Origin of the sequence: Flavobacterium sp. RHBU_3 (assembly GCF_046613565.1) — a bacterium.
GTDB lineage: Bacteria > Bacteroidota > Bacteroidia > Flavobacteriales > Flavobacteriaceae > Flavobacterium.
In genome coordinates, this window is record NZ_JBKJHC010000006.1 from 272432 (window position 1) to 291748 (window position 19317).

At 41.1% G+C, this 19317-nt stretch carries 20 protein-coding genes; 11 read left to right on the plus strand and 9 right to left on the minus strand.

Going from position 1 to position 19317, the window contains the following annotated elements; genetic code table 11:
* The first annotated feature begins 490 nt into the window (after nucleotides 1–490).
* A complete protein-coding gene (locus tag ACLI1A_RS10915) occupies nucleotides 491–592 on the plus strand; it encodes a helix-turn-helix domain-containing protein (RefSeq protein ID WP_411408722.1) in 102 nt (33 codons plus the stop codon).
* A 173-nt stretch (nucleotides 593–765) separates the two neighbouring features.
* Here the strand turns inward: ACLI1A_RS10915 and ACLI1A_RS10920 are convergent, their stop codons facing one another.
* The 9 genes from ACLI1A_RS10920 to ACLI1A_RS10960 form a co-directional block, all read right to left on the minus strand.
* The gene (locus ACLI1A_RS10920; protein ID WP_411408687.1) at nucleotides 766–1881 is read right to left on the minus strand and encodes an alkene reductase; all 1116 of its coding nucleotides are present in this window, start codon (nucleotides 1879–1881) and stop codon (nucleotides 766–768) included.
* A gap of 284 nt (nucleotides 1882–2165) precedes the next feature.
* Nucleotides 2166–2846 (minus strand): NAD(P)-dependent oxidoreductase, encoded by a 681-nt coding sequence (locus ACLI1A_RS10925; RefSeq protein WP_411408688.1) that lies wholly within the window; start codon nucleotides 2844–2846, stop codon nucleotides 2166–2168.
* A 51-nt stretch (nucleotides 2847–2897) separates the two neighbouring features.
* Entirely contained in the window at nucleotides 2898–3488 is a 591-nt protein-coding gene (locus ACLI1A_RS10930; RefSeq protein ID WP_411408689.1) for a TetR/AcrR family transcriptional regulator, read from the minus strand.
* 217 nt (nucleotides 3489–3705) lie between these two features.
* Nucleotides 3706–4218, minus strand: coding sequence for an SRPBCC domain-containing protein (locus ACLI1A_RS10935; protein WP_411408690.1), 513 nt, complete (start codon nucleotides 4216–4218; stop codon nucleotides 3706–3708).
* 26 nt (nucleotides 4219–4244) lie between these two features.
* Nucleotides 4245–5267 carry a YncE family protein gene (locus ACLI1A_RS10940; protein WP_411408691.1) on the minus strand — a complete coding sequence of 341 codons (1023 nt, stop codon included), beginning with the start codon at nucleotides 5265–5267 and terminating at the stop codon, nucleotides 4245–4247.
* Nucleotides 5268–5281: 14 nt separating this feature from the next.
* On the minus strand, nucleotides 5282–5920 hold the full coding sequence (locus ACLI1A_RS10945) for an O-methyltransferase (protein ID WP_411408692.1): 639 nt from the start codon (nucleotides 5918–5920) through the stop codon (nucleotides 5282–5284).
* Nucleotides 5921–5940: 20 nt separating this feature from the next.
* Complete coding sequence (locus ACLI1A_RS10950) at nucleotides 5941–7023, minus strand: SMP-30/gluconolactonase/LRE family protein (protein ID WP_411408693.1); 1083 nt, start codon at nucleotides 7021–7023, stop codon at nucleotides 5941–5943.
* Nucleotides 7023–7778: a type 1 glutamine amidotransferase domain-containing protein gene (locus ACLI1A_RS10955; protein WP_411408694.1), complete on the minus strand. Its 756-nt coding sequence runs from the start codon at nucleotides 7776–7778 to the stop codon at nucleotides 7023–7025. The genes ACLI1A_RS10950 and ACLI1A_RS10955 overlap by 1 nt, the downstream gene beginning before the upstream one ends.
* A 6-nt stretch (nucleotides 7779–7784) precedes the next feature.
* The gene (locus ACLI1A_RS10960; RefSeq protein ID WP_411408695.1) at nucleotides 7785–8384 is read right to left on the minus strand and encodes an NAD(P)H-dependent oxidoreductase; all 600 of its coding nucleotides are present in this window, start codon (nucleotides 8382–8384) and stop codon (nucleotides 7785–7787) included.
* Between the two features lie 87 nt (nucleotides 8385–8471).
* Here ACLI1A_RS10960 and ACLI1A_RS10965 point away from each other — a divergent pair, with 87 nt between their 5' ends.
* The 10 genes from ACLI1A_RS10965 to ACLI1A_RS11010 all read left to right on the plus strand — a co-directional run bounded on the left by ACLI1A_RS10965 (nucleotide 8472) and on the right by ACLI1A_RS11010 (nucleotide 19282).
* Nucleotides 8472–8849, plus strand: a complete 378-nt coding sequence (locus ACLI1A_RS10965; protein ID WP_411408696.1) for a winged helix-turn-helix transcriptional regulator — start codon at nucleotides 8472–8474, stop codon at nucleotides 8847–8849.
* Nucleotides 8850–9627: 778 nt separating this feature from the next.
* On the plus strand, nucleotides 9628–10260 hold the full coding sequence (locus tag ACLI1A_RS10970; protein ID WP_411408697.1) for a hydrolase: 633 nt from the start codon (nucleotides 9628–9630) through the stop codon (nucleotides 10258–10260).
* 46 nt (nucleotides 10261–10306) lie between these two features.
* A complete protein-coding gene (locus tag ACLI1A_RS10975) occupies nucleotides 10307–11671 on the plus strand; it encodes an alginate export family protein (RefSeq protein ID WP_411408698.1) in 1365 nt (454 codons plus the stop codon).
* 13 nt (nucleotides 11672–11684) lie between these two features.
* Nucleotides 11685–12401, plus strand: coding sequence for a M17 family peptidase N-terminal domain-containing protein (locus ACLI1A_RS10980; RefSeq protein ID WP_411408699.1), 717 nt, complete (start codon nucleotides 11685–11687; stop codon nucleotides 12399–12401).
* A gap of 8 nt (nucleotides 12402–12409) precedes the next feature.
* Nucleotides 12410–14305 carry an amidohydrolase gene (locus tag ACLI1A_RS10985; protein ID WP_411408700.1) on the plus strand — a complete coding sequence of 632 codons (1896 nt, stop codon included), beginning with the start codon at nucleotides 12410–12412 and terminating at the stop codon, nucleotides 14303–14305.
* A 12-nt stretch (nucleotides 14306–14317) separates the two neighbouring features.
* Nucleotides 14318–14752 carry a DoxX family protein gene (locus tag ACLI1A_RS10990; protein ID WP_411408701.1) on the plus strand — a complete coding sequence of 145 codons (435 nt, stop codon included), beginning with the start codon at nucleotides 14318–14320 and terminating at the stop codon, nucleotides 14750–14752.
* Between the two features lie 50 nt (nucleotides 14753–14802).
* Nucleotides 14803–15276, plus strand: a complete 474-nt coding sequence (locus ACLI1A_RS10995) for a Dps family protein (RefSeq protein ID WP_411408702.1) — start codon at nucleotides 14803–14805, stop codon at nucleotides 15274–15276.
* 6 nt (nucleotides 15277–15282) lie between these two features.
* Nucleotides 15283–15939: a YoaK family protein gene (locus tag ACLI1A_RS11000; RefSeq protein WP_411408703.1), complete on the plus strand. Its 657-nt coding sequence runs from the start codon at nucleotides 15283–15285 to the stop codon at nucleotides 15937–15939.
* Nucleotides 15940–15950: 11 nt separating this feature from the next.
* The gene (locus ACLI1A_RS11005) at nucleotides 15951–17885 is read left to right on the plus strand and encodes a histidine kinase dimerization/phosphoacceptor domain -containing protein (protein ID WP_411408704.1); all 1935 of its coding nucleotides are present in this window, start codon (nucleotides 15951–15953) and stop codon (nucleotides 17883–17885) included.
* 8 nt (nucleotides 17886–17893) lie between these two features.
* Entirely contained in the window at nucleotides 17894–19282 is a 1389-nt protein-coding gene (locus tag ACLI1A_RS11010; RefSeq protein ID WP_411408705.1) for a sigma-54-dependent transcriptional regulator, read from the plus strand.
* The last annotated feature ends 35 nt before the right edge of the window (nucleotides 19283–19317 follow it).

Consider the following 19317-nt stretch of genomic DNA (forward strand, 5'->3'; position numbering starts at 1 on the left):
CTTTATATCAATCAATTAAACATAATACTTCACTTTCTGCATCGGCAAATAGTTAGCACAAAGTATCACAAGATAACACAAACAAAACCAGTTAAATTGTTATAAAACAACATTTTAACTGGTTTTTTATTTGCCTTAATTTTAGCTTTGTTTATCGATGCTTTGCTAAAATTTGTACCCCGGTTGTACCTCGTTTGCAATTTTTTTTTGAGGTACAAACCATGGCGAAATTATGGCACGTACAGGCACACAGAGGCACATGTAGGCACGTTGGGACATAAATAGTCACACTATGAGTTCAAATTTAAAGATTCCGAAGATCTGTGAGTTCTGCAAAAACACTTTTATAGCCAGAACGACACGTACCCGCTACTGTTCGCATACATGTAACAGCAGGGCTTACAAAGCTGTTGAAAAACAAGCATTTGTAGAAAAAATAAAGACGCAAACAGAGGCAACTCTAACCGGTGATTTGATTAAAATCAAAGCCATGGAGTACCTCAACGCAGACCAGGCAGCCCTGCTTTTTGGTATCAGTAAGCGGACAATTTACCGGTTAGTTAACAAAGGATATTGGAGTTGCTACATTTGACTGGAGTACCTTAATCTTCAGTATGAGCATTTGTTGCATAACATTTCACTCCCCTTCTCGGAAAAGATAACAAACAAATAGCAAAGCTTCTGCTGCTATTTGTTTCTCTAAATATACTATCCTATCCCTTAAAAGCAAGTTGTCGCAGTGATGATAATAGTTTCATTTCACTTTTATTCTGCGCTATAAAAAGGATAATCCGTATACCCTTTTCTTCCACCACCATAATAAGTACTGCTATCTAATTCGTTGGGTGCTATACCGTTTATAAGCCTGTAAGCAAGATCAGGAGTAGACACATAATACCTTCCGAAAGCCACGGCATCAACATAACTTTTTTCAAGCACTATTTCCGCCCTTTCCTTGTCAAAACCACCTGCCACGATAATTGGTTCTTTATAAAACTCACGGATATGTTTCACATATAGTTTCTCCGTGTCCAACGGTACATTTGCCAGCGCTAATCCTTGCCCCGGGTTAATTTCTTTCGCTTCGATAATATGAAGGTAGGCCAGTTTATATTGCGCCAATCTTTTTATCACATAATCATACTGCGGATAAGGATCCGGCTCTGCGGGAATACCACTGATATTGAAAGGAGAAAGGCGGATACCGGTTTTATCATTACCCCAAACCGAAAGTACGGCATCGAGTACGTCAAATAAAAAACGAGCTCTATTTTCTATACTTCCTCCATATTCATCGGTTCGGTGGTTACTAACTGACTTTAAGAACTGCTCTATAAGATAGGCATTAGAAGCATGCACTTCAACACCATCAAATCCTGCCTTTTTTGCATTAACAGCAGCATTACGGTAGTCATTAACAATAATTTTTATTTCATCCTTAGTAAGGGCACGGGGTACCTGATAATCTGCTCTGGTGAAATCCGGCAGATAAGCATGCCCTGGTGCTGCTATAGCTGATGGAGCAACGGGCAAAGCATTATCTGGCTGATACGCACTGAAAGACAAACGTCCCACGTGCCATAACTGAAGGAATATCTTGCCTCCCTTCTTATGTACCGTATCTGTAATCTTTTTCCAGCCCTCAATCTGCGTATCAGTATATATACCAGGGGTATTAGGATATCCCTGTCCCTGTTGAGAAATTTGAGTGGCTTCCGCGATGATAAGACCGGCCGTAGCCCTTTGTCCATAATATTCTGCAGCAAGATCTCCAGGTGCGTAATTACTATCTGCCCTCATTCTTGTAAGTGGAGCCATTACAACCCTGTTAGGCAGGTCATAAGCTCCCAGCTTTGTCTGAGTTGCCAATATACTTATCATAATCTTACTTTATATTTTTGTATTAAACTTTGTTCATTAAATTTCGCTAAACATCATTATTAATAGGGGCTTATCAGGTGTACTGACATACAAATATTTTGTGTTGACTAATTATTATAATCCGGATATAGAGTTTGCTTTTCAATAGCCGAATTTTTCGTGCCTCCAAAAGGCAGTTCGGATTAGTTGCAGGTAACTTGACTGATGTAAAAAACAGCTATATAAATGCCTATAACCCTTTTGCCTGTTCAATATTCACCTCTTAAAATGCTCCTTTAAAATAATTAGTACCCAATAGTAAAGCGGGTTCGTTCATACTTTGGATTTTCTAGTTCGTCTACCAAAGCAACGGCATAATCCTCAAATGAAATCCAACTCTTCCCGTTTTCGTCAAAGATGGCATCATCGCCTCCCAGCCTGAATTTTCCTGTTCGCACGCCAGGATCTATCAACATCGGAGGACTGAAATAAGTCCAGTTTATTCCCGAATCCCTTAAAGCTGCAAATGCCTTCATGTGAGAAGTTGCAATAGGTATCAAAATTTCAGGCCAGTGACCGGAATCAAGTACCTTAACTCCAGGAGAGAACCATAAAGAACCCGCCCCACCGACAACTATAAGGCGAGGTACATTTACTCTTTTTACAGCCTCTATTTCACGTTTAGTAACCTCCGCTAATGAATCTGTATAATTGACATCGGTAAAAAATCGATCAATTTTGGGAGGTCCATAGGCACTAACAACGGCATCTGCGCAACGAATGATTTCCGAAATCCTGTCTGTATCACTCAGATCATCCTGAACCTTACGGATGCTGTCAGGAAGTTTATCAGGACTACGCAACACTGCTGTAACCTTATGCCCCCGGCTAATAAGTTCGCTAAGAATAGTACGTCCGGCCTGGCCGCTTGCAGCTAACACCACAATATTCAATTTTGGTGTATTTTTTGTTTCTGTTGTTTTCATGAATATGAAGGTTTAAAAATAAACCATTTGGTTTATTTTAGTTTAAAAAAATTAAGAGCTTAAATTTTTGATTGTTTTTTCTAAAAAGTCCATAGCGATTCTGAGGTTACTCATACTTCCTGAAACCTTTGCCTGCATAACAGCACTTTCAATCAAATAGACAATCAAGATGGCTATTTCCTTTGGATTTACATCCATTTTTATCTCTTTTGATTCAATACCTCTCTTGATTTGATTTTCAATTTTATCCTGCCACAAAGACAATGCTTCAGCAGCCTTTTGTTTTAATGAAATATGTGTATCATCAGCCTCTGTAGATGTATTTAATATAGGGCATCCACCTTGCCACGCCGGTATTGAAGGAAATCTGCGGATAATCTGCGGATAAACCAATAGTTGATTTATAATAGTATCTTTCTGTATCATTTGACTGTCAAAATAATTGGAAATCCTATTACGATTATAATCAAAAGCTGCTAATGCAATTTCATCCTTACTTTCAAAATGACCATAAATACATCCTTTTGAAAGCCCGGTACTAGTAATTAAATCATTGAAAGAGGTTCCCGCAAATCCCTTTTCATTAAAAACTGTCGCGGTTTTCGCCACTATAAATTCCCTCGTTTTTTCTGCCTTTGTCATCACCTTACCAGATTAATTTGATGCAAATGTAAAAAAAATAAACCGATTGGTTTATTTTTTTTACAAATAATTTTCATCCGGATTCAATTATATATTTTTTCAAACATGATTTAAGGTTGATTTGATTGTAATAATTGCCCAAAATAAGAACAAATATATGTTAGCTTAATTCCACAAACTGTGACTGCGGAATTAAGCTAATATACTCTATAGTTTACTATTTATTTGCCTTTACAGCTTCTACCAATCCTTCCAGCCAGTCCTGATGGCCGTTAATCATAGGATTAGGCTTCGCCTTAGCTAACTCCTGAGCCGGTTTACCTATCTGGCTTTCCTGAGTAAGTATACGTACACGTTGCCCGGGTAAATCTTCAATCAACCAAGCGTGGATAACATCTAATCTTGTATTTTCGTCTCCCTCTGCCCAGCCATGCCATGCCAGCCTTGCAGGCTCATTTTCTTTTGGAGGTACAAATTCTGTAATTTCTGCCTCAATAGGGAAACCAAATGTTTTAAACCTGAAACGGGAATCTGCCGTAAACTCGGGTCCGCCATCATTGTCAAATTCTATATCAGATGAATTTGCATAATACTTAGGCCATTCAAAAGGATTGTTGAGATAAGGCCATACCTGAGCTGCGGTAAGCCCTGCTACGATTACTTCATTAGAGCAATAGTTATCTGTAGTGCCCGGTAGATATTCTTCGGGCCAAAAAATTTCGCTTGCCATATTAATTTCTGAGTTTTAAATATTTATTACTGAACAATGACCGATGTTATGCCATCGGGCCTGCCCATTTCAAGATGTGTAATTTCTTTACGGGTTTTCAGGTCTATAACAACCACATAATTATCGGGTGTGCAGGATACAAACATTCTGTCACTTTCCTTATCCATGTAAATTCCGGCACCACGGCCTATTTTAACCTGTTTTTCTAATTTGTGTGTTTTACTATCATAGTATAGCAGGTCGCCTGTTTTTACACTAACAATACACACGGTTTTTCCGTCAGGGGTAATTTTAAGACGGTGTAACCCTAATACTTTCGTTTCAAAATCGGCTGTTATCTTTTTTGTAGTAAGGTCTACAATTACAACATGTCCGTCAGGTCTTGCGGTCCACAATTCTTTACCATCGGGCGATACATCAAAACCTTCAGCACCTACACCTACGTTTACAAGAGTTTGGCGCCATTCATGCCTTGGTTTTGCATTAGGAGGCAATACACCGGTGGGCGGCATATAAGGCGGAATTTCAAGATATTCATAAATACTCACCGTACCTGATTCTACATTGGTGGTATAAAACCGTTTACCATTGGGTGTAACATACAGCAGGTGTGTAAAATCCTGACCGGTTCCAAAAACCTCTGTCACCGTATTGGCCTTTATATCATAAATACCTACGGCTTTAGAGCCCTGTGCGGTAAACCACAGTTGGTCATTAAGGTACACAAGCCCGTGCGGAACAAAGAAAGGCTTGGTGTCTATAATGCTTTCAGCTTGAAGCGTTTTCAGGTTCAGTACGGCAATTTCATGTCCCTTATCGTTCATCAATGGTTTAGAGATGTAGGCACGCGAACCATCGGGGCTGGTAACCACTTCGTGAGGGTCGGCGCCTACAGGTATTTTGGCTACGCTATCCAGCGTTTTGTAATCGTAAACGATTACCTTTTTTTCTCCCTTAGAGAGTGCTAAAATGTATTGTTTCCCCTGCCCGAAACTTAAACCTGATACCAGGCTCAATGCTGCTAAAGCAATGTTTTTATATCTAGTCATTCGATGAATTGCTATTAAAGCCTGCTTGAAAGCAGTACTTTGTTACCAAATAAGAAAGTGGAATTAAAATTGCCTTTGCTTTGAATATAATCTACAAAATCCTGCGCTTCCGGTTTGTCTGTATTATCGGCGTACACAATGGCATTGGGGCTTAATTTAGCTTCAAGCATTTTAAAAACAGGCAGGTAAAGCTCTTTGGCACCGTCTAAAAATAGAAAATCGATGTCTCCTTCAACTGTAGTTAATGTTTGGGTAGCATCACCGGATAAAAAGATTACATAACCTTCCAGGCCGGCTTTAGTTATGTTTTTTTCAGCCTGCGCTATTTTAGAGGCTTCAAGTTCTGTGGTTATAACCCTGCCATTATTATTCTTAGCCGCTGCCGCAAGATAGATGGTAGAAATACCAAACGAGCAACCAAACTCGACTATATGTTTTGCTTTAGCGTAGTTAGCCAGAAAATACAGCAGTGAACCTTCTTCAGGCGATACCGACATGAATGCCGTTTTCCTGAGTTCATCATGTTTCTTTTCGCGCTCAGTAGTATCTGTAATACTATTTAGTATGGCATAACGCTCTCTGTAATTAGTCTCCGATTCTTTATGCAGTGCGGTAAGTAGTGAACTAACCTGTGTGTCTTTTATAGTATTCATACTGTACTGTATTAGAACAATTAATCAAGCTTTACCCTGACAATTTTATAGGGGCCTTTTCGGCTGTTTTCACCGTTATGAAAGCGTGGCTCTTCATCTATCCTTGATAGGCTGATGTAAAGCCAACCATTATCGGTTACAGAATAACTATCGGGCCAGGCCAAATCTTCATTGGCAGGTAAAACAGTTTCTACTTTTAGCTGCGGGGTAATACGGATGAGTTCTCTTTTTTCGAGGTCACCCAGGTATAAATTTCCTTTTTTGTCAAATGCCATACCATCTGTCGTAGTAAATGTTCCTACCAATTTAACACTTTGGAGTAGTTGGGCTTCAGATAAATTTTTATCGTTTAAATCAGAGGTCGCAATACGGTAAAGTTTGTTATCTGTTAACGACTTAAAATACAATTGCGCAGCATCGGGAGTCAAGGCAATACCATCAGAATGTACAAAGAACGGTTTACCATTGCTTATTAACTGCTTGCCATTACGTTTCATTACATAGGTGGTATCTGCCTTTGTAACCGATGTAGCTAACAATACCTGCCTCACCTTACCCGACTTCAGGTCTACAATTATAATTCCCCCTTCACCAGAATTGGTTAGGTAAGCAATGTTCTTATTTGTGTCTATCCGAATATCGTTAGCATAACTCTTAGCGCTCAAAACCGGATATAACGGATATACTTTTTCAACCGTATTGGTCTTCAGGTTTATCTTAACCAGTTTTTGCCCTTTGTGATCGCCTTCGGCATTTTTAGCATATCCGGCATCTACTACCCACATGGCGTCTTTGTCATCAATAACCACTGCCTGTACACACAGGAAGTGATTGGCTTTATCGCCGCCCTTTTCTACATCCCAGGTATTCCATTGTACATCGGGGAAAGGTGTTTTCTTATTGTTTTTACCTACTTCTACCAAAGCATATTGGTACGGGCCTGCCCAACGCGGATAATTAGTAAATACCCGCCCTGATTTAGAAACAGCCACCCCTGTGAGTTGGTAGGTATTATCCTCAAACACCGTTTCTACCGTTTGTGCTTTTAAGGTAAATCCAATTGTTAGTAGAACAACAACCAGAATATTTTTAATCTGTTTCATTATATTTTTTTAAGTTCTTCCTTTATCTCCAGGCCAACTTCAGTTGCAGATTGCGGATTTTGCCCCGTTATCAGGCGTTTGTCATTGGTTACTTGTGTTTGCCACGGAGCAGATTTTTCGTAAGTGCCTCCAACAGCTTTTAATTTATCTTCTAACAAAAAAGGAACAACATGAGTAAGACCCACCTGTTCTTCTTCTTCGTTACTAAAACCACTCACTTTTTTTCCGTCAACCAAGTACTTTCCATTACTCAGTTTAATGTTTACCAGTCCGGCAGGGCCATGACAAACAGCAGCCACAATGCCGTTATTTTCATATATCTTGGCAGCAATCAATGCTATTTCAGTATTATCAGGTAAGTCCCACATGGCACCATGCCCACCTGCAAAATAAATTGCCACGTAGTCCTTTGCTTGTACCTGTGACGGTTTTAAACTATTTGAAATTTTGTTATGATACTGTTTATTCTCCCAAAACTCCTTATTGATGGGGTCTTTTAAATCAAAGCCGTCTACAGGTGGTGTACCTCCCTTCGGACTTACGAAATCAACCTCATAACCAGCTTCGGTAAGTACTTTCCACGGATGTGCCACTTCACTTAAATAATAACCGGTTTTTTCTCCTGTAGTACCTTTTTCAGCATGACTTGTTACTACAAATAATATCTTCTGTTTCATACTTTTCTTCTTTTGAGATTGCGAAAATGCTGCAATACTTACTAAAAGCATCAACAGCCCTAATTTGATTTTTTGCATAGTTAGTTATATAAAAACTTCGTTTAAATGATTAAAATATTGGACTTTTAAATTTTCAAAACGAGCCTGATTCATATTCTTCTCCACATCATGAAAATGAAAACTCTTTAGAGCGCTCATACCACAAAAAGCATTCATTCTATGAAAGGGAAAAAGCACTCCATCGTCTACGCTTTTGCCCTGAAAAAACTCTTCGGGTATTGTAAATGCTTCTTCCGGAGCATTCCAGGTGGTAGTTACCATATACTTTTTTTCCGTCATAAGCCCACCTGTACCGTAATTACGGGTTGGATTTTCCGCTTTTCTACCATCACTATAATACATTCCTTTTCTATGGCCCGCCGTAAGAATCTTATCAAGATATTCTTTAAGCGTAAACGGAATGTACATCCACCATATAGGAAAATGATACACAATTACATCTGCCCACAAAAATTTATCTATTTCCGTTTCCACATCATATGGCTCTTCTACATTAGTTACTTTGTAGTCAAAACTTTTTTTCGCGTTAAAGAATTCTGTATCCCAGCCTGTAATCTCATGGTTTAACTTTCCTCCAGAATGTGCAAAATGTTGTCCGGCATTAATTATAAATATTTTTTTCAAACTTAGTACTATAAAAATTATAGTTGCAAAAGTACTTATAGTATAATACCTTTGCAATACCTATCAAAACCGATAGGTATACTTTTTATGGGAAAAAATGTAATGGTTAACGGAAAAGTTTATGCCTGCACAATAAGTTTGGCTATGGACATTGTTGGCGGAAAATGGAAAACGGTAATACTACACCATTTAAAAAACGGCGAGAAAAGATACAATGTGTTGCGTAAAGAAATACCTGCTATCACTGAGATGACGCTGAGTCTTCAACTGAAACAACTTGAAGAAAGCGGCCTTGTGAGTCGCGTTGTACATGGTGATAAACCTCCGGTAAAAGTAGTTTACAACCTTACGGATTTTGGGCGTACATTTTTACCAGCCCTCGAAGCCATAGACCAGTGGGGAAATTTTGTGGCAGAAAGGATTGGTGAGCCTGTAACAGCCGATACAGAACCGGCAGTAATATAAAAAATGAGGGATTGGAGCTGCTCAATCTCGGAGATACCGAAGACCTGCCAAGCTGCTCCCTTGCCGAAGCACTCGAAAAACAGGATTTGTTCATCAACTCTGTTTTATCGCAGATGGGATGCAGCCTGTTATGGCAGCTACTTAGACAGGGGCTAACTACTGAAAGTAGTTTCTTTCTTAATTTGGGAAATTTTCGCAGCCAACCGTAATCGATTTGGCTGATCAAAAAGTAATTGGCTGGTCGTTAAGTGAGACAATGGATGCTAAAAGCACTACGGTAAAGGCTTTTTCAATGGCTAAGAACAACAGGCCTGTTAACAGTCAATTGATTTTTCACTCGGACAGAGGAGTACAATACGTAATTGCAATAGTTTACTAGAGGATTTTTAGGATTCTTTTTTAACTCTTACGCTGACTTTGTCTTATCTATATCTTAATATCTAGTAAAATGTAGCAACTCCAAAATCCTGCCACCCCTACCTAGATTAAAAAAAATTCGAACATTTCTGTTCGGAGTTTTTGTTTTTATTCCAACCCTGTGAAATAAAAATGAGTCTTATTTCACTTTTTAAAAAACTAAAAATTCCTTTACATTATTATCATTATCATTGTATTGCCTAATGTTTTAAGACGTTCTATTTAGATACCTGTTATAAAAATTACGATATATCGTAAACAAAAACATTTCAAAACAAACATAAAAAACTAAAAAACAATACATTAACAAAAATGGCTTCATAATAGCTTATTGTAATACCAAACAATAAAACCTTATATTATGAAACCATCTAAAAACCTGTTATCGCCAGATAACCACACACTTGTTTTAATCGATTTTGAAGGCCAGATGGCTTTTGCTACCGAAAGTATTTCCATTACTAACCTAAGGGTAAATGCGGCAATACTTTGTGGTGCTTCAAAAATTTTTAATGTACCTACCGTTATCACTACTGTTGCCGAAAATTCATTCTCGGGTCCGGTATTTTCGGAAATTGAAGAATTTTATCCGCAGGCTACATCGGGTTATATAGACCGCACTACCATGAACAGCTGGGAAGACGAAGCTGCCTACAAAGCCATAACAGGCAAAGGCAAACAAAAAATTGTACTTGCAGGACTATGGACAAGCGTATGTATTGTGGGCCCTGCCCTATCTGCAATACACGAAGATTATGAAGTATATGTAATTACCGATGCTTGCGGTGATGTAAGCACCGAAGCTCACGAACGTGCCATTCAACGTATGATTCAGGAAGGTGTAAAACCTATCACATCAATTCAGTATTTATTAGAACTACAGCGCGACTGGGCTCGCCAGGAAACCTACGGTCCGGTAACCGACCTTATGAAAAAATATGGTGGTGGATATGGTATAGGCATACAATATGCGCACAACATGCTGAACCACTAATAATACACATCACCCGCCTTTGTCTTTTCCCCGAAACCAAATGATTATGAAAAAGTATTACATCATATCCCTGCTCCTCTTATGTTGCTGTACCCTGACCGCGCAACCCTTTAAACTGCTGCGCTACGATGAGGATTACAGTTACCTTAAAGATTCGGCAAGGAGCCTGTATCAAAACTTTAAGTACCTACCGCTGAATAAAAGCGGTAATGTGTACGCATCATTTGGCGGGGAAGCACGGGCAGAGTATGTGGATTTTAATAATGAAGACTGGGGCAGACTAAACATAGGGCATAATGACTTTCTATTGCAGCGCTACGACCTGCATGCCAATTTACACATGGGTAAAAGCGTACGCATATTTGCACAACTGCGAAGCGCCTTACAGGACGGTCGTAAAAACGGCCCACGCGGTATAGACGAAGACCGTCTTAACATACAAAACCTGTTTGTAGACCTAACTGCCTGGCAAAAAGAACAGAAAAAAGTACTCTTCAGGCTGGGCAGGGAGGAATTGGATTACGGTTCAGGGCGTCTCATCTCGGTACGCGAAGGCCCTAACGCAAGGCTGTACTTTACGGGTGCAAAAGCCATGTATGCTTCAGCACGCATAACTGCCGATGCCTTTGTAATGATGGCCGACACCACTTATCCCGGCGCTTTTGACAACAAACCGACCAAACAAATCAACCTTTGGGGAAGTTATGGTAAAATCATTTTCCCGGCAGCGGGCAACCTGGATGTATACTATATAGGCATCCGCCGTGATTATTCACCTTATGAAGAAGGTACAGCTAAAGAATTGCGTCATACTATAGGTGGAAGATTTTGGCGCTATGGTGGTGGGTTTATTTATAACCTGGAGGGCGCCTATCAGTTTGGCAGCTTTGGTAAGGGCAATATCAGTGCATGGACTGCTTCGGCAGACCTGGGCTATATGTTTGAAAATACCAAATTCAGGCCTACCATCAACCTGCGAAACGACTACATTTCGGGTGACAGGCGTGCCGGCGACGGCAACCTGCAAACCTTTAACCCCATTTACCCAAAGGGCGGTTACTTTGGTTTCAGTCCGCAAATAGGGCCAGTAAACCTCATCGACATTCACCCCTATGCTACATTTGATTTGCTAAAAGCCCTTCGCCTGCAGCTCGATGTGGTGTACAACTGGCGCTATTCCTTACAAGACGGTGTGTACAGGCCAAGCGGTGTATTTAACCGCCCCGGGGCATCGTCAACCCAAAGGTACATAGGTACCGCCTACCTTGTCGGACTTACTTACACACTCAACCCTTTTATGAGCTTTACCGGTGGTGTACAATACTTTAAAACCGGTGCTTTTATAGAGGACATTATATCCAATGCTAAAGACGGGCTGTTTATGAACGCTCGCGTAACCATCAAATTTTAATTGTATCCAAATTATGAAATCACTACAACTTTTTAAACAAGCATTTCTTGCTGTAGCACTACTACTGGCTATTGGCACAGTATCCGCTCAGGAAAAAACCACCGCCATAGGTACCTCAAAAATATGGGGAACGGTAGAAGGAGTAGCCGTAGAAGGCCTGGTGCAAGGGCCATCGGCAGCAAAATCAGAGTTACAGGTAGCCTGCGTATTTGAATATACCGAAGGCGATATTTTTAACTCACCTCCTGCCCTGCCCGCCATGCTAAACGGACTGGTACACTTAGACGATGCCCTGAACCACCAGCTTACCGAGCTGCGCAAATCAGGAAAATTCAGCGGTCATGCACTGGAAACGGTTTTGCTTACACCTGCTAAAGGCGGACTAGGGGCTCCAAAGCTATTATTAATAGGTCTTGGTGATCGTAATAAATTCACCTCCGAACTTATGATACAAGTGGGCAGCGTTGCCACCCGCGAAGCACTACGCCTTGGGGTAAGCCATTTTTCATTTGCCAGCGACCTTAAAGATGCCGGAATAGATTCGCCCACTGCTAAGGTAGCCGGATATGTTACCCAAGGAATTTTTGAGGCATACCGCAGCGAGCTTTGGTTTAAAAACCAAAAGCTTACCACCTTTAAACCACTAAAAAAAGTTACCCTGCTGGCAGGTCCCGCCTTCTTTGAAGTTGCCGGACAGGGAATTAACGAAGCCATACTTAACCTGAAATAATATCCCTTATGAAAGCAGATTTAATACTTTATAACGGAAAAATACACAGCCACGTACCCGAGAACAAAGGCGCAACGGCTGTAGCAATAAAAGACGGTAAGTTTATAGCCGTGGGCAGCGATAGCGATATTATGACGTTTAGCGCCGATGCCACGCAAATTATCGACCTGAAACAAAAACGTGTAGTACCGGGTATTAACGATTCGCACATACACCTTATTCGTGGTGGGCTTAACTATAACCTGGAACTGCGCTGGGATGGAGTACCCTCTCTGGCCGATGCCATGCGCATGCTTAAGGAGCAGGTAGACATTACCCCATCGCCACAATGGGTACGCGTAGTGGGCGGCTGGAGTGAGTTTCAGTTTGCCGAACGCCGTATGCCTACCCTAGCCGAGATAAACGAAATAGCACCCGATACCCCGGTTTTTATATTGCACCTGTATGACAGGGCTTTGCTTAATGCTGCCGCACTCAGGGCTGTAGGCTATACAAAAGATACGCCTGCCCCTCAGGGAAGCCACATAGATCGCGACAGTAAAGGCAATCCTACAGGGATGCTTATAGCTACACCAAACGCCCTTATATTATATTCTACCCTGGCTAAAGGCCCCAAACTATCGTATGAGCACCAGGTAAACTCTACCCGCCATTATATGAAGGAGCTTAACCGTTTCGGCATTACCAGCGTAATTGATGCCGGCGGCGGTTTCCAGAATTTTCCGGATGATTACAAAGTAGTAAACGAACTGAACGAAAAGAAACAGCTTACCGTTCGTATAGCGTATAACCTGTTTACCCAACGCCCAAAGCAAGAATTTGAAGACTTTAGCGAATGGATAGACCACGTAAAACTATATCAGGGCGATGATATGTACCGCCATAACGGTGCGGGCGAAATGCTGGTGTTCTCTGCCGCCGATTTTGAGGACTTCCTACAGCCAAGACCCGATTTGCCCGAAAACATGGAAGCCGACCTTGAAAAAGTAGTACGCCTGCTGGTAGAAAACCGTTGGCCTTTCCGTTTACACGCTACCTATAACGAAAGCATCACCCGTTTCCTTAATGTATTCGAAAAGATAAACCAGGAAATTCCGTTTAACGGATTGCCGTGGATTTTTGACCATGCCGAAACCATAGACGAACACAACATAGAACGTGTAAAAAAACTGGGAGGTGGTATTGCGGTACAAAGCCGTATGGCATACCAGGGAGAGTACTTTACCGACCGTTATGGGGCAGCTGCCGCTGAAAACACTCCACCCATTAAAAAAATGCTGGAAATGGAAGTACCAGTTGGTGCCGGATCTGACGCTACAAGGGTAAGCAGCTACAACCCTTGGGTAAGTATGTATTGGCTAACTACCGGCAAAACCGTAGGCGGACTGCAATTGTACACCGATACAAGGCTTGACCGAGAAACAGCGCTTGACTTATACACCCGTGGCAGTGCGTGGTTTAGCCAGGAGCAGGCAAAAAAAGGCGATATTAAAACCGGTATGCTTGCCGACCTAGCCGTACTGGATCGCGATTATTTTACCGTATCTGAAGAAGATGTGAAAAAAGTGGAAGCCGAACTTACCGTAGTAGATGGCAAGATAGTGTATGCCAAAGGTGATTTTTCATCGTACTCCCCTCCTGTTATCCCTATACTGCCCGACTGGTCGCCAACTAACAGCTACAACGGATATTATAGTGCCGATGTACACGGTAAAAAATTGGCAGGTAGTTCGGCAGCATTTGCATCTCACAACCACAACCACGTAGCCAATGCCGTACATAACTGCGCAGGTGCCTGTAACGTACACGCACACGATCATAACAAGGCAAGGATGAGCAATATCCCTGTAAATAACTTCACTGCATTTTGGGGTGCCATGGGCTGCTCTTGCTTTGCCTTTTAAACAAAAGATATTATGGAACTTATAAAAACCATTTTATATTCAGATGCGGGCAGCCCATTTAACAACGCTGCGCTGCTCGTATTCAGGGTATTGCTTGCCCTGGAACTGTTCAGGGTACATGGCATGAAAAAATTCAGGGTAGAAAACGGAGAGCGCGAACACGTACCAAACCCGTTGCACTTGCCCGAAAAATTAAACGGGTTGGTAGCCACTTTTTCCGATACCGTAGTGCCGTTCCTTATCATAGCAGGCGTTGGTACACGGCTGGCTGTACTGCCTACTATTGGTGTAACAGCCATCGGTTACTTTATGGTGCACCGCCACGATTCAGTTGAAGTACGCGATGTACCGTATATGTATACGCTGTCGCTGCTGTTCCTGTTGGCATTGGGTGCCGGAACGTATTCGCTGGATCATTATATATTAAATCTTATTAATCTGGGGTAATGGTTAACACCACAGGTCTCAAAAATATCAAACTAAAAAACAACAATATTATGGAACCGAAAATTGGAATCAAAGAAACACACCTTGCCGAAGTAGCACAATCACTTAGCATACTGCTGGCAGACGAAACTGTATTGTATACCAAAACACGTAACGCCCACTGGAATGTGGAAGGCAACGATTTTTACAACAAGCACCTGTTCTTTGAGCAACAGTACAATGAATTGTCCGAAATCATAGACAGTGTTGCCGAGCGCATACGCACACTGGGCCATTATGCCCCTGCCACCCTTAAGGAATACCTGGAGCTAACGCACCTTACCGAAACCAAAAGTGAAGATAACAATAGCTTGGGTTTCATAAAAGAGTTGCTTATAGATCATGAAAGTATACTGATTCGCCTGCGCGAAAACATAGACCGTTTTGCTGCGGAGTTTAAAGACTACGGCACCAGTGATTTTATTACCGGGCTTATGGAAACCCACGAAAAAATGGCCTGGATGCTTCGTTCACACCTAAAATAAACGGTTATGGATAATAAAAATATAAACACTATTACGCTGGTACTGGCACTTGTAGCAGGCTATTGTGATACCGTTACGTTTGTAGCGGCGCGCAATATATTTTCGGCGCACGTTACCGGTAACTTTATTGTATTTGCCTATCAGCTGGTAACAGGGGCTAGTATGGATGCATGGATAAAATTGATTACCTTTCCGATATTTATTATGGCTGTGATGTCAGGCGGATGGCTCGCAAAAAATCAAGGGCAAAAAAAGACATTACTGGCAGAAGCATTATTGCTCTTAACCGCAGGAATACTGGCGTTTATATTACATTTGGATAATCAGGATACGGTGGTTATGTATGCTGTAGTACTCCTTGTAGTTTTTGCTATGGGAATGCAAAATGCATTAGGAAAAGTATTTAGTAAAGCTACACATGGCCCTACCACCATGATGACAGGAAATGTAACGCAAGCCTCACTTGATTTAAGAGCCATACTAATAGGGGAAAACACTGCCGAAGCAGTAGCAAGCCTAAAAAAACAGTCGGTAACTATCTTCGGATTTTTGGGCGGATGCTTTTTAGGAGGTTTGCTTGGTAAGGAATACGGACTTGCGGCCGTAGCTTTGTCTGGTTTATGTATGATTGCCTGCTATGCCTTATCTAAAAAACAAGATTAATAAAACCTTATATGAAGTTCTACTTCCTGCTTGCCACATTTTTCTTTTCAGTAACAGCCTTTTGCCAAACGGTTGATGAGGATGAATTTGCCCGTATAAAACAGGAAGCAGACTCTTATAAATCACGAGCAGTAGATGCTTCTTATAGTGATATTCCTAAGAAGGTAGGTTATTTCTCAAAAGCTGCAGCTTTATACCGAAAAGCCGGTGCTTTTAACAACGAAGGAGATATATGGTGTGAAGTATCTATACTATACAATACCCTGGATGACCCAGCCACATCTATAAAATATGCACAGCAGGCTATAAAGGTTAAAAAAGAACATAATATAACCGACCTGTGTAAGGAGTATGCCATGCTGGGATTGAATTACAGGATTCAGGGCAAGTACCAAAGCGCACTTTCTTATGCCCTTGCAGCAGAAAAAATGAGTGAGAAGAGTAGTATTGACAAGCAGATGCTAAGCATTATTTACGATCTCATAGCCACAATTTACTCAGAACTGAAATATCATGACCAGTCTGTAATATATTATAAAAAAGCAATTGAAGTTTCTAAAGAAATAAATGATATTGAGGGTGTTAACTCCATAACCATAAATACTGCCCGTGACCTTCTAAGCAGGAACAAAGTTACTGAGGCTCTGGAAATACTAAACGGCGCTACCCAGTATAATAAAGGGGAAAATTGGGATATAGAATATTCTGCACTGTATATATTAATATACTGCAGGCTCAAAAAGTATGAAAAAGCCCGCCCGTATTATGAACGCCTGCTGAAATACAGTCAGCATACAAGTGTTCATAAAAACCACATCAGGGAGGAAAAATTGTACTATGCCATGGTACGGTATCTTTTACATACCGGGCAAGCAGATAAAACATATGTGTACATAAACCATTTAAAAGAACTTGCAAAACAGAACAACGATCTTTTTAACCTTGCCGAAATTGAACAAACTCATTTCGAGTCTGACTCGGCTACAGGGAATTATATTGGTGCCATTCAGCATTTAAAGGCTTACAAAGAGCTAAACGACTCCCTGTTTAATATTAATAGCACAAAACAGTTTGCCGACCTACAGCTTAAATACGAGACCGAAAAAAAGGATAAAAACATAAGCCTGCTAAAACAGAAAGGGGAATTACAGCAAATTCAGTTGCATAACGAGGAGGTTATAAGGTATATATTTATAGGTGGATTTATTATACTACTCATCATACTTGGACTGCTTTATAACCGCAACAAACTAAAACAGAGAGTAAATAAAAAACTGGAAGCCAAACAAGAAGAGATTAACAGACAGAATAAAATATTACAGCAGCTGGTTGATGAAAAGGAATGGCTGCTGAAAGAAATACACCACAGGGTAAAAAACAACCTGCAAATAGTAATAAGCCTGCTAAACAGCCAGTCGGCTTACCTTGATAATGAAGATGCCCTGCTGGCCATACAAAACAGCCAAAACCGCATGCACGCCATGTCGCTCATCCACCAAAAGCTGTATCAAACCGAAAACCTTTCGAGCATTGATATGGCATGGTACATTAAAGAACTGGTAAATTACCTTACGGATTGTTTTGTTACAGACAGCACAATACGTTTTGAAATTGATACCGATAATATTGAGCTGGATGTAGCTCAGGCGGTACCGCTGGGGCTAATACTAAACGAAGCCATAAGCAATGCCATTAAGTATGCCTTTCCTGATAAAAGAGGCTTAATAAGTATCGGTTTTAAGAAAACTAAAGAATGTGAATACCTTTTAAAAATAGCAGACAACGGTGTAGGGCTTCCTGAAAACTTTGAAAACGAAGAACGTGATTCGCTGGGTATGAACCTTATGACGGGGCTGGCACAGCAACTTGATGGAGATTTCAATATCGTTTCTGATAACGGTGTAACCATAACAATTAACTTTATAAAGAGAAGGGCTGAAGTATAATGCCCGCTATGATGATGGAAACAAAGAAGAAAATACTGATTGTTGAAGATGAATTTATAGTGGCTAACGACCTTAAAATGATTCTTAAAAAAGCCGGGTACGATGTGGTAGGCATAGCAGCATCGGTTCCGCAGGCACGGCAATTGGTAAAAGACAAGAAACCTGAGTGGGTTTTACTGGACATTATTTTAAAAGGCAACGAAACGGGTATTGATATGGCCCGTGAGCTTAAGGAACAGGGAGTGCCGTTTCTGTTTATTTCGGCAAATACAAACCAGGCCATACTGGAGGCGGTAAAAGAAACTGATCCTTACGGATTTATGGTAAAGCCTTTCCGTGAAAAAGATTTGCTTGTAATGCTCGATATTGCCCGTTATCGTTTCGGGGTAGAGCAAGGCACTAAGGCAAGTATATCTTCAACTTCGGTTATTAAAGGAACTTTTAATGGAATAGTTGGAGAAAGTACATCACTTAAAGAAATACTTCGCAAAATAAGTATTGTAGCTCCTACAGATACATCGGTACTGGTGCTGGGCGAAAGTGGAACAGGTAAAGAGCGTATAGCCCATGCAGTGCATGAAAATTCACCCCGAAGCAGCAAACCCATAGTGGTGGTAAACTGTGCGGCGCTGCCGGCTTCACTGGTAGAGTCAGAGCTCTTTGGGTACGAAAAGGGAGCCTTTACCGGGGCCAATGGCCGTAAACTGGGCAAATTTGAGCAGGCTCATGGTGGTACATTGTTCCTTGACGAGATTGGGGAACTCCCACTGGAGGCTCAGGTAAAATTGCTGCGCGTGCTTCAGGAAAAAGAAATAGAACGTATTGGGGGCGAGCAAACTGTAAAGGTAGACGTACGTATTGTAGCCGCAACCAATCGTAACCTGGAACAGGAAGTAGCCGAAGGTCGTTTCAGGCTCGATTTGTATTACAGGCTTAACGTGTTCCCGGTAGAGCTAACACCGCTAAGAGAGCGTAAAGACGACCTGGAAGCCCTGGCAAACCACTTTATAGCCAAGTATGCAAAACGAGCAAACAAAAGCGTATATGGCATATCACCTGAAGCGCTTAAGCAACTTACAGCGTATAACTGGCCGGGGAATATTAGGGAATTGGAACATCTTATAGAGCGCAATATCCTTTTTGCACAAGGTGATAAAATAGAACAATTTGATATACCTGTGGTCATCCCTCAATCGAGTAAGGATACTAAACAGGAACAACATAGCGGTCCATTACTTTCTATGGAAGACATGGAGCGTGAACATATTATGAATGCTCTTAAAATGTGTGGAGGAAAAGTTTTTGGAGCCGGTGGCGCCGCCGAAATCCTGAAGATAAACCCGACTACACTTTATGCCAAAATGAAAAAATTAGGCATACAACAGGAGTATTTTTAAAAATCAGTTAAATAACTGTTTCAGATAAGAGGCAG

Coding starts and splice junctions, on each gene's coding strand:
- ACLI1A_RS10970 (WP_411408697.1), top strand. CDS start 9,628: ATGAAACCATCTAAAAACCTGTTATCGCCAGATAACCACACACTTGTT.
- ACLI1A_RS10940 (WP_411408691.1), bottom strand. CDS start 5,267: ATGACTAGATATAAAAACATTGCTTTAGCAGCATTGAGCCTGGTATCA.
- ACLI1A_RS10945 (WP_411408692.1), bottom strand. CDS start 5,920: ATGAATACTATAAAAGACACACAGGTTAGTTCACTACTTACCGCACTG.
- ACLI1A_RS10920 (WP_411408687.1), bottom strand. CDS start 1,881: ATGATAAGTATATTGGCAACTCAGACAAAGCTGGGAGCTTATGACCTG.
- ACLI1A_RS10950 (WP_411408693.1), bottom strand. CDS start 7,023: ATGAAACAGATTAAAAATATTCTGGTTGTTGTTCTACTAACAATTGGA.
- ACLI1A_RS11010 (WP_411408705.1), top strand. CDS start 17,894: ATGATGATGGAAACAAAGAAGAAAATACTGATTGTTGAAGATGAATTT.
- ACLI1A_RS11000 (WP_411408703.1), top strand. CDS start 15,283: ATGGATAATAAAAATATAAACACTATTACGCTGGTACTGGCACTTGTA.
- ACLI1A_RS10965 (WP_411408696.1), top strand. CDS start 8,472: ATGGGAAAAAATGTAATGGTTAACGGAAAAGTTTATGCCTGCACAATA.
- ACLI1A_RS10955 (WP_411408694.1), bottom strand. CDS start 7,778: ATGCAAAAAATCAAATTAGGGCTGTTGATGCTTTTAGTAAGTATTGCA.
- ACLI1A_RS10995 (WP_411408702.1), top strand. CDS start 14,803: ATGGAACCGAAAATTGGAATCAAAGAAACACACCTTGCCGAAGTAGCA.
- ACLI1A_RS10980 (WP_411408699.1), top strand. CDS start 11,685: ATGAAATCACTACAACTTTTTAAACAAGCATTTCTTGCTGTAGCACTA.
- ACLI1A_RS10925 (WP_411408688.1), bottom strand. CDS start 2,846: ATGAAAACAACAGAAACAAAAAATACACCAAAATTGAATATTGTGGTG.
- ACLI1A_RS10915 (WP_411408722.1), top strand. CDS start 491: ATGGAGTACCTCAACGCAGACCAGGCAGCCCTGCTTTTTGGTATCAGT.
- ACLI1A_RS10985 (WP_411408700.1), top strand. CDS start 12,410: ATGAAAGCAGATTTAATACTTTATAACGGAAAAATACACAGCCACGTA.
- ACLI1A_RS10935 (WP_411408690.1), bottom strand. CDS start 4,218: ATGGCAAGCGAAATTTTTTGGCCCGAAGAATATCTACCGGGCACTACA.
- ACLI1A_RS10990 (WP_411408701.1), top strand. CDS start 14,318: ATGGAACTTATAAAAACCATTTTATATTCAGATGCGGGCAGCCCATTT.
- ACLI1A_RS10930 (WP_411408689.1), bottom strand. CDS start 3,488: ATGACAAAGGCAGAAAAAACGAGGGAATTTATAGTGGCGAAAACCGCG.
- ACLI1A_RS11005 (WP_411408704.1), top strand. CDS start 15,951: ATGAAGTTCTACTTCCTGCTTGCCACATTTTTCTTTTCAGTAACAGCC.
- ACLI1A_RS10975 (WP_411408698.1), top strand. CDS start 10,307: ATGAAAAAGTATTACATCATATCCCTGCTCCTCTTATGTTGCTGTACC.